Origin of the sequence: Flavobacterium sp. K5-23 (assembly GCF_023278045.1) — a bacterium.
Taxonomy (GTDB): domain Bacteria; phylum Bacteroidota; class Bacteroidia; order Flavobacteriales; family Flavobacteriaceae; genus Flavobacterium.
Map to the genome: position 1 here is coordinate 1,225,574 of NZ_CP056783.1, position 16,459 is coordinate 1,242,032.

Sequence of the window (16,459 nt, forward strand, 5' to 3'; positions counted from 1 at the left end):
AGATTATTATTATAAGTTTCTGATGATTTTAGAAAATTCGCAATTGCATTCCTTGTTCCGTTTTTGTAACTACTTTCTTCGAAGGACTTACTGTTTTTATGTTAGTAGAAATTTGCACATATTTAAATTTTAAATCTCATTATAAAAACTAAAAAGAGGCTGTCCGTAAATTGCTTTTCGGGCAGCCTCTTCTATTTTAGTATGCAGTATTTCTGTACAAAAGTTTCTAATTATAAGTGTTTTTTATAATGTAGATATGAAATTCACAATACTTATTAAGTCCGTTTCTTCTTTAAATGAATAATTGGTTGTTTTAAAAAAGGTGTTTATTTCTCCTGTTTTGTTAGGATATATTTGCTGAATTTGTTTTTTGTTATTTGGCATAGGAATCACAGTGTTGTCACTAAGTCCTAGATAATATTCTTTATTGGCTTTAATGAATTTTGCAGGTTGGTATTTGTCGTAACCGGTTTTTGGTTGTTTTTCTGGTTTAACAATTGTCTTGTCTCTTCTTAACAAAGAAAAATTATTTGTTTTAGATATTTCTACTAAATAACCATTGATGATTGTGTTTGTGTTGACTTTGTAGTTGACCAAAATTAATTTATAATTTATTAAATTTATAAATATTGAATTGTATTTATTGTCTTTTGGCAACATGAAAATCTTTTTATCCTCGGTTTGTATTTCAATTTGGTCTGATTCTTCATTATATCTTCCCATAATTTCGAAGTCAAGCCCAGAAATATCAGCAGGAAAAAACAACAAGTTGTTATAAGGTGACCCTTCAATATTTTCATGTTTTACAAAATTGAATCCTTTATTTCTAGATATCGTTGATATCCATTCTTGTGGAAGCATTTTACTGTGATCTTGTGCTGTCAATATGTTAATAGAAGATAGAAGTCCTATCGAAAATAAAATTATTTTTTTCATTATAAATTATGTTAGTTGTTTTCAATCCAATTATTAATTTTTTTCTCCAATAGAGCCAAAGGCATTACACCTGACTCTAATACTTTTTCATGATATTTCTTAATATCAAATTTCGTTCCCATTTTCTCTTGGGCTCTTTTACGGAGTTCTATTATTTTTAATTGCCCTATTTTGTAGGACAATGCTTGGCCAGGAATTGCCATATAACGTTCTATTTCAGGAATAATACTGGCTTCGCTTTCTGCTTCATTTTCCAAAGAATATTTAATGGCTTGTTCTCTAGTCCATCCTTTAGAATGTAGACCAGTGTCTACAACTAATCGTATGGCTCTATGCATTTCATTTCCTAACATTCCAAAATATTGATAAGGATCTTGATACAGTCCTAATTCTTTTCCTAAACTCTCAGTATATAATGCCCAACCTTCTCCATAAGCACCAAACCAATTGAATTTCCTGAAATCAGGCAGTGAGCTGCTTTCCTGTTGTAATGAAATCTGGAAATGATGTCCCGGAATAGCTTCGTGTAAAAACAAATCTTCGTCTCCGTAAATGTTATAGTTTTTCACATTTGGAATTGGAACGTAAAATATCCCAGGGCGTGAGCCATCTGCAGTACCTTGCATATATTCCGCGCTGGCTGTTTTCTCTCTGAAAGCTTCAGTACGTCTAATTTCAAATTTAGTTTTGGGTTGCAATGAAAACAACTTGTCTACATTTGGTTTAATGCGAGTGTAGATACTTTGAAAATTTGCGATAACTTGTTCTGGTTTAGTAAATGGTTTCAGTTCTTTTTTATTTCGAACTTCATCAAAAAACGCAATTAATGTTCCTTTGAATCCTACTTCATTTTTCACTTTTTCCATTTCGGCATTTAAACGAGCCGCTTCTTTAAGACCTAATTCGTGAATTTCTTCCGGAGTCATTTCAGTAGTAGTCCATTGTTTTGCGTAAGCTTTGTAAAGATCTTTCCCTATGGTTAAATCCCCAATTCCACTTGTTGATCTTGAAGCTGGCAGGTATTCTTCTTTTAGAAAAGTGGCCATTTTCTTGTAACTTGGAATTAATTTTTCGTTAATTGTGGCTGTGTATTTTGTGGTTAAATCTTTTTTTACCTTATCGGAAAAATTTGCCGGCATCAGTTTAATTGCTGAATAAAACAAGTTATCTTCTATGTTTGGAGTTGCCATATCATCAAACTGCGGAATTAGTTTCACGGTTAACGCCTTAGGTAAAACCAGTTTTTTATCGATTCCTTTTTTCATGTACACCATCGCAGAGTCAATCCAAATTGTGTAGCTGTCCATTCTCTTTAGAAAATTAGTATAGTCTTTTTCAGTTTTAAAAGGCTGTGCACTTGTTCCTCCAGCAAACTGTCCCATAGTTAAATGTATACCTTCAAACTGGTTAATAGGCATCAAGTTTGTTGGTAATTTCAATAAGTTTTTACCAACTTCAACCTCCCATTTAATGATCTCGTAACTATTTTTTTCTTCTTCTGAGAGTTGGGTTTTATCAATATTTGCGATCGCTTTTCCATACTTATCAAAGAAATCTTCTTGCGTTTTTCTATAACTGTCGGTCATTTCAAACGGCAACTGATCATTGTATTCGTTTTGTCCATTTTGAGTTGCCGCTAGCGGGTTTAACACGTTTTTATCGTCAAAATAGTTTTTTGTTAGGGTCGTAAAATCTTGCTTTTCATCAGCAGATTTACAGTTAGTCAGGAAGAGAGCTAAAGCAATAGCGACTAATAAAAGTGTGGTTTTTTTCATATTTGGTTAATATTTTTTAATAGAATTTGTATCGCCATTTTTCATTTTTGTTGTGGTTTTGAATGGTGGTGATTTCATAAATAATTATTAGTGTGTTACCAATAAGTTATTAGCTAACCCATTGTAAATGAGTTTTTATGCTGTTGTAAAACTAATGGATAATCAGTTATATACTGTTAATGTTGTATTAAAAAATTAACCGTGGTATACTCTCGAAGCAATAATCTTGTTTTCCTTTACCACTAATACTTCTGCAATAAGCATATTTTCTTCATTTTCCACAGTTCTGATATACTCCATAAAAACACGGTCTCCGTTTGCGGTAAGTGATGTTACTTTGTAATTAAGGCTTGGCAATCTGTCAAATGCATCTTGCCACCATTCCCGTAATGCTTGTTTTCCTATTACTAGACCATTAGTTTGAGGTTGTCTAATTTTTAACTTCGGGCTAAAATGTTCGGCATCTTCATCGTATAAGGATAAGAGTTGCTCTAGATTGTGATTGTTAAAGGCTTCGAACCATTTGAAGGCAATATTTTGTAGTTTCTCAGGTGTCATAGAGTTTGTTTTATAAAAAAATTCCCGCTAAAAACAGAGCAGGAATTTTTTAATTATATTTATGTAACGGTACAAAAGCACTGTTTATTATTCAGTCTTAAGTATTTTTCAAGTTGATAACTTCTTGCTCAGTTAAATGTCTCCAGATTCCACGAGGTAAGTTTTTCTTAGTTAAACCTGCAAAAGCAACTCTGTCTATTCTTAAAACATCATAGCTGAAGTTTTCGAATATAGAACGTACCACTTTTACATTTGAAGATTTAATTTTTAATCCAATCTCACTTTTAGATTCACCTTCAATATAGCTTACATCTTCGATATAAACTCTGTGACCATCTATAACAAGTCCTTTGTTTATTTTTTCTAAATCTTCAAATTTTAGATTTTTGTCTAATGAAACTTGATAGATTTTCGAAGATTTTTGATTTGGCAAAGTGAATTTACGTAACATATCTGTGTCATTGGTAAACAATAACAATCCAGTTGTGTTTTTATCCATTCTTCCCACCGCTCCAATTTTTGAAGTTGTCGATCCTTTAACCAATTCTAATACATTACGAAATTCTTGACCTTCATCAAGTGCAGTCGTAAAGTTTTTAGGTTTGTTAAGTAAAATGTATACTTTCTTCTCTGGTGTTAAAACAATTCCGTCAAAGTTTACTACGTCACCTGGTTTAACCATATAACCCATTTCGATAACCGGAATTCCGTTTACTCTTACGTTTCCTGATTGGATATAGATATCCGCATCACGACGTGAACAAGTTCCAGAATTTGAAATATATTTGTTCAAACGGATTTCATCCGCTACTTTTGGTCTCTTTGGAGCCTGATTTGGCTTTTTCTCTACTTTATCAGTAGCAATATCTTCAACTTTAGTGTTGGGTTTTGCTTTTTTTGGTCCCTGTGCCCTCTTTTGCATCGCAGGTTTTGGCTTGTTAGAACTTGGTCTTGAGCTATTTACTCTTGGACCACTTCCTTTATTACTGCCTTGTTTGTTATTCATAATATTCTATAATTTGCGCAAAGATACTATTTATATCATTGATAATCAATGATTGCTGATTATAAAACGCTAACTACCTAGTTAATAAGTTTTTATTTCAGTTTTTGAAGCTATTTCGCTATTAATTATTTTCTTTTATTTCGAAAGAAAAAAATGTTGTGAATATCTAAAATTGCAGGACTCTAGATTCTAAAGATAATATATTAATTGGGTGAGTTCCTTAGAAATGTGAAGATTGTTATTTCAAGATTTTAACCGTAAAATGTTTGTTTATATGTTCATAAAAAGCTTCTTTCCATTCCATAATACAGATGGATCGATAAGTACTATGCAAAAAACACCAGCCACAATTAGAAATTTTAAAACATTATGCAACAATAGATACTGCTCCCTAGTTTCTGACTTCCACAAATAAAGGAGAAATAAAATTAAAATAATGAAGCAAGAATAGAAGTAAATGTCCATATAGCCCACATCATAAATATCTATCAATAGATACACAGGCACAACTGTAAGTAAAGTCAGTGTTGTGATTATGCTTTTTGACACGTTTTCCCCATATATTATTGGAATTGTTTGGTATCCATTGGCAAGGTCTCCTTTTATGTTTTCTAAATCTTTTATCATTTCTCTTATGAGTAATAATATGAAAAGGAAACTAGCGTGTGAAAATATCACTGCAAAGTGCCCTTTGTAATTTTCTATATCTTCAAATGTAAGTAAGTTGTAAAAATGAAGTAGTATTGCAAAAAAAGGTAAAACAGCTAGAATTGCTGCCATTAGATTTCCTATCACAACATATTTTTTTATTTTGTGGGAATAAAACCAAATCAGGAATATATAAACCGAAAAGTATAGAAAGGCTCGCCAAGAAACGATTAACGCCATTAATGCTACAAAGAAATTTAATGAAAAATAGACCTTAAGTTTGGTCGATTGACTGACTAAACGGTCTAACATTGATTTATTAGGGCGATTAATTAAATCTTTTCGACTGTCATAAAAGTTGTTAATGATATATCCTGAAGCAATTGTAAGTGAGGAAGCAAGTACAAGGATAAATAAATTGAAATCCAATATAACTGACAATGCTCTTTTCTCAGGAGCCAGGATAAATATTGCCGAAAGGTATTGAGCTATAATAATAATCGGAATGTTGTACCCTCTTACTACAGAGAACAAACTGATGATTTTCATTATAAAAAGCTTTTGCTTTCTGCTCAACATTTTTTATTGGTAGTTTTTTGTCAAGTTTCACTTTGTTATAGAAAACTTGTCTATTTATGCTCAAATTTAGGGTTTTGTTTTTAAAATCAAATTAATTTCTTTACAAAAACAGGAGTGTGGAAATTATTTTATGAGAATATTGTGAAATAGTTTTATTGTTTAGTGTGAATCTATATGTGAAATTCTGTTTTCAACTGATTCAGTAAAAAAACATTGTTTATGAAAATAATCAGGTTAAATCAAATCAACAAATTCTTTAATTGATAAGGGTTTGCTTAAAAGAGTTTTAACGTTTTTATTCTTTTTTGCCTTTATAATGTCATCAGGGTCTAATGTAGAGGAAAGCATAAAAATTGTGATTTCCTTTTTCAATTCTTCTGGGAGCATTTCATAAATCAAGAGGAACTCAAATCCATTCATTTCAGGCATATTAATGTCTAAAAGGATAATTAAAGATTCTTCTGAACTCCTTTTGTAATTAAGTAGCCATTGAATTCCTTCTTTACCATTATTAGCTGTACTTACTTCAGCTGTCCCGAGAGTTTTTTTTATTAATTGTTTCGATACAATTTGATCAATTATATTATCGTCAATTATTAAAATTTTATAGTTGGCTTTCATATTGTTTTGGTATAGTTAATGTAAATTTACTTCCAACATTCATTTCTGAATCTACGGTTATGGTTCCATTAATATTTTTAACAGCTTCTTTTACTAAGTATAAACCTAAGCCGGAACCTTTCTTGGTGTTATTGGTAACAAAAAAAATTTCAAAAATTTTGTCTAGATGTTCTTTATCAATTCCAATACCATTATCTTCTATTTCTATTTTGTAAAATTCTTCATTGGCATATGTTTTAATAGAAATATACGGATTCTCTTTTTTTTCGTCAAAATACTTAAAAGCATTTGATAGTAAGTTGTTTAAAATAATTTTTAAACTCAAACTGTCACTGTGAGCTTCATCAACGGATAAATTTTTGTTGATGGTAATCATATTGGCTCCTTTAATATAACAATGTTGGGAAATTATCTCGTCTATAATTTGATTTAAACTAAAAGAAGTAGCTATTACTTTTTTTCTTTTATTTCTTGAATAATCAATTATCTCTTTAATAAATTGATCTTGCTTGTCAAGTGTTTGGTTCATTAGGTCTAAATAAATCCTAATTTCATCCAAATCATCTTCTAATTTTACAATCTCTATTAAACCCTTCAAAGATAAAATAGGTGACCTTAGGTCATGAGAAGCACTATAAACAAACTTATCAAGTTCTTTGTTGGTAATTATTAAATTTTTGTTTCTGTCATCTATTTCCTGTTTCGAGCGCCTTAGTTTGTGGATCATTACAGAGTAGTAAATACTTACACTTCCAATGATTATCAAAGTAAAAAAAATATTAGTAAAAAGAAGGTAGGATTTAACTAATCGGGTTGCTTTCCCTAGGGAGTTGGAAAAATCACGTTGATTTATCGATAGTTTGTTGGTGTTTATTGTTATCTGTTGGTAAATATTTTCTTTTTCTTCCGTGCTTAAAGTAATGGTGTTTAATTTTTTATGGAGATCCTTGCCAATCAATTCCAACTCATCAATTAATTGATCTGCTTTTTCCCATTCATCGAAAGCTTCTGATATAAAAGAAACGGTGTGAAAATGTTTATATAACCAAATTAGATCATCAAGATCTTTTTCGTCATTTCGACCAGCTCTAAATCCATCTTTGATTATTTCAATATCGTGATTGTTATTCAAACCAATGCGTGCGGCTTTATCTCCTAAAGGAACACTCAGTTCGTCATTAAATAACTCCCATTGAAGGGGGGTTTTAGTGAATAAATAGTTAGTCAAGTGGCGGGTTGCATCTTTCTGTCCTTTAGAATAATGAGATTCTCCATTTACATACGCTCTTGATGCCGATAAAATTTTAATGGTTAAGTAGTTGATGATAATCAACGAAGAGCAAGATAATATCACAATAATCAGAGGAATGAAAATATTGTGTTGTTTGAATTCTGTAAAATATTTATTTTTAATCATTTAGATTTTTGTATGTAATGAGACGAAAAAATTAAATGCTTAAATATATATTATTTTAAATTGAGAAATAATACCAAACGAAAATATAATATATACCAATTTTGATAATTGGTTTTTTTATGTTATATTTGGACTATATTATAAAAGTAATCATGGCGCATGCAAAAATTTTGGTAATTAAGGAAACCGAAAAAGAAATAAAAAATCTGCTCAAACAATCTATTCCGTTTATTGGTCAACGTTTGAGAGTTCTGCTGATTTTGAAGCAAAACGAAAAAGTAGGGATTTCTAAACGTGAGGTTGCTAAATTAGCTGTGGTTGACCCTAATAGCGTTCAGAATTGGAGGACATTATACCTTAATTCTGGAATTGAGGGTTTGATGAAGCATCAAAAAACAGGTTTTAAGCCGTCGGCTTTTAATGCTATTGAACACAATATGTTGGAAACAAAACTCAACGACCCTCAAAATGGACTTCAAGGCTATGTTGAGCTTAAAGATTGGATTGAAAAAGAATCAGGGAAGACTTTCAATTACAATACGTTGCTTTATTATTGCATCAGGAATTTTAAATCAAGTGTAAAAGTAGCCCGCAAAAGTCGTGTCAAAAAAGACGAAGATCAGGGAATCTCTTTTAAAAGACTTCGGACGAATCTGTCAAGAAATAGCACTAAATACGGTGGGTGATTTTGACTCTGTAAACTTGTATTTTCAAGATGAATCGCGTTTTGGTTTGTTCACTCGAAACGGAAAATCAGTTACTGCTATTAGTGTTAAGCCGATTTGTGCTTTCCAACAAGTTTTTAAATCAACTTGGCTTTCTGGAGCTTTTTCGCCCATAACTGGAGACCATTTTCAATTAATACTCCCACATTGCAACGCTGATAATTTTCAAGTTTTTTTAGATAATTTCTCAAAGGAAAATCCGAAAGAACTCAAAATAATGGTGCTGGATAATGGAAGGTTTCATAAGGCAAAAAAATTAATCATTCCTGAAAATATTGTTTTGGTTTTTCTACCACCATATAGTCCAGAACTTAATCCCGCTGAAAAAATGTGGGCAAAATACAAACGAGAATTTTCTAATAAATTTTATAATTCATTGGAAGATGTAGAAGATTTCATTACTAATGTCGTAAAAGCTACAAGCAAAAAAGAGGTAATGAGTATCTGTGGATATAGCTATGTATTTTTAGATAAAATTTGGGCCATATAATACATGTGTTTGGTATAATATATGGTTTAAATTTGCTTCATTTTTTTTCGAATAATTATAATTACAATAATAGCTATTTGTTTTATAAAACAATAAATAAAACGCGAATGTTAAGAGTGTTTTTTTTGCCCGTTAAATTAGTTTTATTTTAAAATAAAACCTATTGATTTGTCTATTTTAAGTATAGAAAACAGTTGATTTATTATATATATTGTAGCCTGCTTAAATGAAATAATTTACGAATTTATTAAAATTGATATACGACTTCTAGTTTGTAGTCTTTCAAAGATAATTTTGCGCGTTCTATGTCTTCGGTAAAACCAAGGATATATCCACCGCCTCCAGAGCCACATAGTTTTAAATAGTAGTCATTAGTGTCAATTCCTTTTTGCCAGATGGCGTGAAATTGTTCCGGAATCATTGGTTTGAAATTATTCAATACAACTTTCGAAAGTTTCTTGGTGTTCATAAACAATGCTTTCATGTCACCTCCAAGGAAATTCTCCACACAGGCATCAGTGTATTTTACAAACTGATTTTTCAACATCGTACGGAATCCTTTGTCTTTCAAGCTTTCCATAAAAATATTTACCATAGGAGCAGTTTCTCCTACAATGCCTGAATCTAATAAAAACACGGCTCCTTTGCCATCAAAACTTTGATTAGGAATGCCAGTTGCTTCAATATTGTCTTTAGAATTAATTAATATTGGTATACTCAAATAGCTGTTTAAAGGATCCAGACCTGAGCTTTTTCCGTGGAAAAAACTCTCCATTTGAGAAAATATATTTTTTAACTGTAATAATTTTTCGCGTGTCAAATTCTCTAAAACTGTAATTTTGTTTTGAGCATATTTGTCGTAGATAGCTGCTACAAGAGCTCCGCTACTTCCTACACCATATCCTTGTGGGATGCTGGAATCAAAGTACATTCCAGTTTCAATATCATTTTTTAAAGCTGCTAAATCAAATTGAACTAAATCAGCTTGCTCCTTTTGTAATGTTTCAAGATAGATGGCAAAACGGTTCAAACTTGCGTTTGATGCTATTGCTTCCAGTGAAGGGTTTTCCTCTTTTTTCAGGGCTCCATTATAAAAATTATAAGGAATCGACAAACCTTTTGAATCACGAATAATTCCGTATTCTCCAAAGAGTAATATTTTTGAGTAAAATAAAGGTCCTTTCATTGCTATAGTAATAGGTTAGCGTTTAAAACAGAAGTGGTTGGTAAATATAATAATAAAAAATCTATTTGCTGGCTCCATTTCCAATTTCGTCACAAATGTACTGCCCATTTTGGCAAAAGCCAACTAATTCGTCCTTAATAAATTGTAAAACGTTTTCGCTAACGTTTTCGGGATACAAAACATGCACATTTGCCCCAGCATCAAGTGTGAAACAAACGGGGATTTGGGTTTCGCTACGAAATTTCCAAATCGCATTGATGATTTGCAAGGTGTTGGGTTTCATTAAAATAAAATAAGGCATAGAAGTCATCATCATTGCGTGCAGTGTTAATGCTTCACTTTCGACCACTTTAATGAATTCGGTTAAATTTCCGTTTTCAAATATGGTAATCAATTTGTCCAAGTTTTCATGTGCTTGTTCAAATCTTCTTTCGGCATACGGATGGTTGTGCATCAAATCGTGACCTACAGTGCTGGAAACTTGCTTTTCTCCTTTGTCAACTAATAAAATGGTGTCTTGATAGTTCTTGAAATTTTTATGAAAGGTATGTGGAAATTCAACTCCAAATAAATCAGAACTCCCTTTTATATTAGCTTGATTTCCCCAAACAACGACTTCTCCTTTTACGCTTCTACAAGCACTTCCAGAACCCAAACGTGCCAAAAAAGAAGCCTTTTGATAAAAATAGTCTTCACTCATTTCTGGATTCAACTCTTTTTCTAAACTCATAAAATTCATCGCTAAAGCTGCCATCCCTGAAGCTGATGACGCAATACCAGAACTATGAGGAAAGGTGTTTTGTGTGTCTATAGTAAAATGATATTCCTTTAAAAAAGGCAAGTACACTTCGATACGCTCCAGAAATTTCTGAATTTTCGGTTTGAAGTCTTCTTTAGGTTTTCCTTCAAAAAGTAAATCGAAAGAGAAATGGTCTTGCTTTTCTTTTTTGGCGAAAGCCAATTTAGTAATCGTTTTACAGTTTTTCAAAGTAAAACTTACAGATGGATTAGCCGGAATTTGATTGTCCTTTTTCCCCCAATATTTTACAAGTGCAATATTACTTGGGGCACTCCATTGAGAATTACCACTTTCTATAGATTGAGAATATTTTGTAGGTATAAAATCGTTTGTTGAAAACATGAATAGTAAAGTTTTGACAAAGATACTTTTTTTGGATTACAGGTTTATTTCTTTAATTGATTTATTCGATAGAAAGTTTTAGTAAATTTGCCTTGTTAAAAAATGCATTTATAAGTTGCTAAACCAAGTTAAGTATTAGTTTATTATAGATTCTCTTTTTTATGACCATTAAGAAATTAAGTTTCATTAAGTATTTACACTTAATTTTTCTAAATTTCTTAATGTTTTAGACTAATTGTTTTCAAATTTTCAAAAAATAAAAATGAACAAGATTACCAAAATTCTTATTGTTGTTGTTACTTGTATTGCCATTGGTTATTTTTCAGGATTAGTTACTCGCTCTAGTATCGAGACTTGGTACCCAACGCTTGTGAAGCCAAGTTTTAATCCCCCAAACTGGGTTTTTGCACCTGTATGGAGTATGCTTTATATAATGATGGGAGTTGCCGCAGGATTGATCTGGGATAGAATGGATTCCGACAAGGAAATAGTAAAAAAAGCGTTGGTTTTATTTGCTATTCAATTGGGATTAAATGCTTTGTGGTCTTATTTGTTTTTTGGATTGATGAACCCAATGCTTGCGCTTTTAGGCATTGTTGTTTTGTGGCTGATGATTTATGAAACTTATATTCAATTTTCTAAAATCAATAAAATAGCGGGTTATTTGTTTATTCCTTATTTATTATGGGTGAGTTTTGCCGCTGTCTTGAATGGTAGTATTTGGTGGCTGAATAGATAGTTGGCAGTGTTCAGTAAATAGTATTCAGTGTTCATTTTGCGGAAAGGACGGAATGCTGAATTTTATTTTCATCGCTTTTCAATAGATGGTAATTTTTTAAACTCCACATTTTTGGCAAACAAAAAATCCATTACAGCTAGCACATTTGTGTTTTTCGAAAGTGATTTTGAAGTGGGGTCAGCATCACAAAAATCAATGAAAAGTTCTATTTCTTCTGGTTTTAACTTTAGTTTTTCAACATAAAATTTCTGGTCACAACTTGTTGCTGCCAATGTTTTGAATTCTATTTCGGGAATTGCTTTTATTGCAGGCTCTTTTTCTTTTTGGAATAAATCTAGTATCATTCCGCCAATTCTCATTAAATCCATACCATTTTCAATGGTACCTGTATAAACACCCTGTACTTTTAGGGAACTTGCCGCTTTCTCTAAAGCGTATTGATCGAGTTTTCTTGTTTCGTGTTTTTTATCAGTGCCTAATTGAATGGAAGGCATTTTTGTTATTATAATTTCTTCCAGTTCTTCTGGTTTTTTGGTTAACGAAACGGAAAAATTGTTTCTGTTAATTTTATCTTGTTCCAAAATGATTTTCTTGATTTCATAAATTTTGGAAACAAATACTAACTCATCTTTGGTTTTAGCTAAAATGGTAAAGTTTCCATTGCTATCAGATAGTGTAGTTTTTTTTGTATTTACATTTACAACCTCAATGCCTGAAACAGCTAGGTTTTCAAATAAAACGGTTCCATTTAGCGGTTTTTCGGTTTGTGAGAAACCGAAATGACAGGTAAATAAGAGTATTGTACTGAGTAATTTTACTTTCATCTATTGGTAATTAGTTGAGAGTAAAGTTATCCGTATTGTCTTAAAGAAAACTTACAAAAGAGGTAAAGTCTTGTTAATTAATTTTAACTAAATACCATTTGCCAAGATAAACCCACTCGTCCACGCATTCTGGAAGTTAAATCCACCGGTAATGGCGTCAATGTTCACGATTTCTCCAGCAAAATATAGGTTTTCGTGTAATTTGCTTTCCATAGTTTTAAAGTTAATTTCTTTTAAATCAATTCCGCCAGCGGTTACAAATTCCTCTTTGAAAGTACTTTTTCCGTTGACCTGAAAAGTGGCATTTGTCAATTGATTGACTAGATTTTGCAATTGTATTTTTGTTAAATCTGCCCATTTGGTTTCCACTTCGATTCCTGAAGCGAGAACCAAACTTTCCCACAAACGGTTTGGGAAGTCAAATGGCGATTTCTTTGAAACTGCTTTTTTAGCGTGTTCCTGTTTTAAATCTTTTAGGATTTTCTCCGTTTCGGCACTTTCCATATCATTCAGCCAATTAACGAAAATGGTAAACTGATAGTTTTTTTCGAATAAAGTTCGAGCTCCCCAAGCGGAAAGTTTCAATATCGCTGGACCACTCATTCCCCAGTGTGTGATTAATAAAGGACCTGTTGATTCCAGTTTTGTGTCTTTTACTTTAACAGTGACTTGTGCGGCAACTCCGGGTAATTCCTTAATTCTTGAATCTTTTATGTTGAAAGTGAATAGGGAAGGGACAGGGCTTACGATTGCGTGACCGTAAGTTTGTAGCATATCCCATATTTTAGGGTTGCTTCCTGTAGCCAAAATTAATTTTTCAGCAATGTAGTTCTCGCTTTGTGTTTCTATTTTCCACACATTTTCTTTCTTGAAAATAGACTGTACGCTTTGTCCTGTCAATACTTGAATCCCTAATTTAGTTGTTGCAGTAAGAAAGCAATCTATAATAGTTTGGGAAGAATTTGAAACAGGAAACATTCTTCCATCGGCTTCAATTTTAAGTTCCACTCCGTGTTTTTCAAACCATTCGATCGTATCTCCTGAACAAAATTGATGGAACGGTCCGCGTAATTCTTTTTCGCCACGAGGATAAAATTTAACCAATTCATTGGGCTCAAAACAAGCGTGGGTAACATTACATCTTCCTCCACCTGAAATACGTACTTTTTGCAATACTTCTGAGCCACGTTCTAATATGGCAACTTTTAGTTTTGGATTTTTCTCTACGATGTTAATGGCTGTAAAAAAACCTGCTGCTCCACCACCTACTATTATTATGTCAAAATTTTGATTCATGCTTTTATTTTTTGCTGTCCGCAAATTATAGTCTATCCGGAAAATCAGTGATGATTCCGTTTACGTTATATGATTTTGTTTTTTTGATGTCTTCCAGTTCATTAACCGTCCATGGATACACTTGAAACCCTTTTTCTTGTAATTTAATCGTGTTTTCGGCTGTCAATAGATGAAAATAGGGATGAATCGCTTTAGCCTGAATAAATTTGGCGAAAGCAAAAGCCAAATCCAAATCCGTTTCCGTCAATACCCCAATCGGAATTTCCGAATTTAAGAAAGTGACTTGCTGTAATGCATTCCAATCAAAACTGGAAACCAAAAATTGGTCGTAATTCCAGTTTCTTTCCGAAACGTATTTTTCGATTAAATCCACCACTTTATTAGCGGTTTCATAGCTTTTAAGTTCTATGTTGACGAAACATTTTTGGTTTACTAATTCTAAAACTTCAGTTAGCGTTGGAATTGAATGTTTTTTATTAACTACAAGCCGCTTCAATTCCGGTAAAGAGAGTTGGTTTACTAATCCTTTTCCGTTAGTGGTTCTGTCAACTGTTTCATCATGGATTACCATTAGTTCCCCATCGGCACTTAAATGTACATCGAGCTCAATGGCGTCAACGTGCATATCTATGGCTTTCTTAAAGCTAATTAAGGTATTCTCTGGTTCGTAACCTCTTACTCCACGATGGCCTATTTTTAACATGGATTTTATTTTTGTCAAAGGTAGCTAAAATAAAAAAGTACAAACCGTGTTTGATTTGTACTTTCTAAACATGTACCGCAAATTCGCATATTTCTTTTCTTTTTGAAAAATTAATTTGCGAATTTGCGGTTATAAAGTCTTTGTATGATTAGTTTACTTTTCTAATAAAATAATATCAAAGTTACTGTCTATAACAACTTTTCCATTTGTTACTGTAGCTTCTTTTCCTGAATAGGCGTCTTTTAATTTTGTGCCATCAACAAAAACACTTCCAACGGAAAGCTCTTTTTTACCCATTGGTAAATCCAATCCTATAACCACTTGGTCTGTATAATTTCCTTTTGAAAAACTCCTTGAAAAAGTATACGGTTGAGCCGAAATTTCTTTGTGAATTCCAGCCCCAATTGCAAGATGAGTTTTTCTAAACTGACCTAATTTTTGCCAATGCAAAAGTGTTTTTTGTGTTTCGGAATTGGTTTTAATGTCCTCCCAATTCATAAATGAACGCAAAGTGGCATCGCCTTCTGTTCCTTCTATTGCTAAAGAACGCGCCGACTCGTCTCCATAATAAACCTGAGCAAGTCCAGGAGATAGCAACAGTTTTGTGGCACTCTCGATTGTTTTTGTTCTTTTGGCGTCAAATGGCGCTCCGTCATCATGTGAGGATAAATAATTCAAAACGCTGTATCCTTTCAACTCATTGTTTAGGGCATTGGAATATTTTGAAAATATGAATTCATAGTCTTTTTGAGCATCCCATTTGAATTCGAAATTGATCATATTATTAAAACCATTTTCGTAGTAATTGATTTTTTTATCTCCAAAATCAAAAGATTTCCCTGCACTTATATTGTAATTATAAACTTCAGCCATAGTGTAGAACGAGTTATTATCCAATACTTTGCTTGGGTTGTTTTTTTTCCAAGTTTCAAATGCATAATCGCATTGGGTTTTGAAATCAGCCCAAACGGTTTCATCTGTATGTTTCACTGTGTCGGCTCTGTAACCGTCAATTCCGTATTCTGTGATATAATCCGTCAACCATTTGATGATGTAATACTTTGGTGTTCTTGGGTAGCTCGTTCTTTCGAAAAAAGCATCTAGAGAAGCGACTTCTTGTTCATATCGCCCTTCTTTTTTCCACTTTTCGATTAAAAAAGGAGGGAGGGCCACTTCTTGATTGCTTTCTGTTTTGACATCAGGAAGATTTTTGACCAAGGTGCAATTAGTTGTCGTTTCATAGGTTTTGTAATCACATTGAGGCCCCGTTCTTACCCAGTCATTTGGCCAAACAGAATCTTCAGCGGTAACTGGACCTGTGTGGTTAATTACTCCGTCAAGGATTATTCTAATTCCATGGGTGTGTGCTTTTTTTACTAAAGCGGCCAAGTCTTCTTTGGTTCCAAAATTAGGATCTAATGCCGTCCAATCTCTAGCCCAATAACCGTGAAAACCATAGCTATACCCTGTTCCTTCATCCACGCCATCGTGAATTTGTTCAACTATTGGTGTAAACCAAATAGCATTTATTCCTAGTTTGTCAAAATAACCTTCGTCGATTTTATCCGAAATTCCTTTGATGTCACCACCTTCAAAACCACGAAGTTTCCCCGTTGTTTTATTACGATTATAGTTTATATCATTAGAAGTGTCACCGTTATTGAAACGATCAGTCATTAAAAAATAGACACTTGCCGCTTCCCAAACGAAAGGAGTTTTTACGGTTTCTTTATTATTTATTGTTTTTGAACTTGAACAACTAACGAAAAACGCCATTGCAAAAAGTAAAAATAAGATTGGATATTTTTTCATTTT

The 16,459-nt window shown here is 32.5% G+C and carries 16 protein-coding genes; 3 read left to right on the forward strand and 13 right to left on the reverse strand.

Annotated elements, in window-relative coordinates; genetic code table 11:
* Nucleotides 1-243: 243 nt before the first annotated feature.
* The 7 genes from FLAK523_RS05455 to FLAK523_RS05485 form a co-directional block, all read right to left on the reverse strand.
* A complete protein-coding gene (locus tag FLAK523_RS05455; protein WP_248907371.1) occupies nucleotides 244-936 on the reverse strand; it encodes a hypothetical protein in 693 nt (230 codons plus the stop codon).
* Between the two features lie 11 nt (nucleotides 937-947).
* Nucleotides 948-2,711 (reverse strand): DUF885 family protein, encoded by a 1,764-nt coding sequence (locus FLAK523_RS05460; RefSeq protein ID WP_248907373.1) that lies wholly within the window; start codon nucleotides 2,709-2,711, stop codon nucleotides 948-950.
* Between the two features lie 195 nt (nucleotides 2,712-2,906).
* Nucleotides 2,907-3,269, reverse strand: coding sequence for a nuclear transport factor 2 family protein (locus tag FLAK523_RS05465; protein ID WP_248907375.1), 363 nt, complete (start codon nucleotides 3,267-3,269; stop codon nucleotides 2,907-2,909).
* 97 nt (nucleotides 3,270-3,366) lie between these two features.
* Complete coding sequence (locus FLAK523_RS05470; protein ID WP_248907377.1) at nucleotides 3,367-4,275, reverse strand: pseudouridine synthase; 909 nt, start codon at nucleotides 4,273-4,275, stop codon at nucleotides 3,367-3,369.
* Between the two features lie 270 nt (nucleotides 4,276-4,545).
* Entirely contained in the window at nucleotides 4,546-5,502 is a 957-nt protein-coding gene (locus FLAK523_RS05475) for a geranylgeranylglycerol-phosphate geranylgeranyltransferase (protein ID WP_248907379.1), read from the reverse strand.
* Between the two features lie 234 nt (nucleotides 5,503-5,736).
* Nucleotides 5,737-6,123 (reverse strand): response regulator, encoded by a 387-nt coding sequence (locus tag FLAK523_RS05480; RefSeq protein ID WP_248907381.1) that lies wholly within the window; start codon nucleotides 6,121-6,123, stop codon nucleotides 5,737-5,739.
* On the reverse strand, nucleotides 6,107-7,540 hold the full coding sequence (locus FLAK523_RS05485; protein ID WP_248907383.1) for an ATP-binding protein: 1,434 nt from the start codon (nucleotides 7,538-7,540) through the stop codon (nucleotides 6,107-6,109). Before FLAK523_RS05485 ends, FLAK523_RS05480 begins: the two co-directional genes overlap by 17 nt.
* Nucleotides 7,541-7,659: 119 nt before the next feature.
* On the opposite strand from FLAK523_RS05485, the gene FLAK523_RS05490 reads away from it, so the two are divergent.
* Nucleotides 7,660-8,226 carry a hypothetical protein gene (locus FLAK523_RS05490; RefSeq protein ID WP_248907384.1) on the forward strand — a complete coding sequence of 189 codons (567 nt, stop codon included), beginning with the start codon at nucleotides 7,660-7,662 and terminating at the stop codon, nucleotides 8,224-8,226.
* Nucleotides 8,219-8,755, forward strand: coding sequence for an IS630 family transposase (locus FLAK523_RS05495; protein WP_248902447.1), 537 nt, complete (start codon nucleotides 8,219-8,221; stop codon nucleotides 8,753-8,755). Before FLAK523_RS05490 ends, FLAK523_RS05495 begins: the two co-directional genes overlap by 8 nt.
* A 247-nt stretch (nucleotides 8,756-9,002) precedes the next feature.
* Here the strand turns inward: FLAK523_RS05495 and FLAK523_RS05500 are convergent, their stop codons facing one another.
* Nucleotides 9,003-9,941, reverse strand: coding sequence for a mevalonate kinase (locus FLAK523_RS05500; RefSeq protein ID WP_248907386.1), 939 nt, complete (start codon nucleotides 9,939-9,941; stop codon nucleotides 9,003-9,005).
* 61 nt (nucleotides 9,942-10,002) lie between these two features.
* Complete coding sequence (locus tag FLAK523_RS05505; protein ID WP_248907388.1) at nucleotides 10,003-11,082, reverse strand: diphosphomevalonate/mevalonate 3,5-bisphosphate decarboxylase family protein; 1,080 nt, start codon at nucleotides 11,080-11,082, stop codon at nucleotides 10,003-10,005.
* A gap of 262 nt (nucleotides 11,083-11,344) precedes the next feature.
* On the opposite strand from FLAK523_RS05505, the gene FLAK523_RS05510 reads away from it, so the two are divergent.
* Nucleotides 11,345-11,821 (forward strand): TspO/MBR family protein, encoded by a 477-nt coding sequence (locus FLAK523_RS05510; protein ID WP_248907389.1) that lies wholly within the window; start codon nucleotides 11,345-11,347, stop codon nucleotides 11,819-11,821.
* Between the two features lie 68 nt (nucleotides 11,822-11,889).
* Here FLAK523_RS05510 and FLAK523_RS05515 read toward each other — a convergent pair whose 3' ends face one another.
* The 4 genes from FLAK523_RS05515 to FLAK523_RS05530 form a co-directional block, all read right to left on the reverse strand.
* Nucleotides 11,890-12,645: a hypothetical protein gene (locus FLAK523_RS05515; RefSeq protein ID WP_248907391.1), complete on the reverse strand. Its 756-nt coding sequence runs from the start codon at nucleotides 12,643-12,645 to the stop codon at nucleotides 11,890-11,892.
* A gap of 87 nt (nucleotides 12,646-12,732) precedes the next feature.
* Nucleotides 12,733-13,941 carry an NAD(P)/FAD-dependent oxidoreductase gene (locus tag FLAK523_RS05520; RefSeq protein ID WP_248907393.1) on the reverse strand — a complete coding sequence of 403 codons (1,209 nt, stop codon included), beginning with the start codon at nucleotides 13,939-13,941 and terminating at the stop codon, nucleotides 12,733-12,735.
* Between the two features lie 25 nt (nucleotides 13,942-13,966).
* Entirely contained in the window at nucleotides 13,967-14,644 is a 678-nt protein-coding gene (locus FLAK523_RS05525; protein WP_248907395.1) for a glycerophosphodiester phosphodiesterase family protein, read from the reverse strand.
* A 153-nt stretch (nucleotides 14,645-14,797) separates the two neighbouring features.
* Nucleotides 14,798-16,456, reverse strand: a complete 1,659-nt coding sequence (locus FLAK523_RS05530) for an alpha-amylase family glycosyl hydrolase (RefSeq protein ID WP_248907397.1) — start codon at nucleotides 16,454-16,456, stop codon at nucleotides 14,798-14,800.
* Between the last annotated feature and the right edge of the window lie 3 nt (nucleotides 16,457-16,459).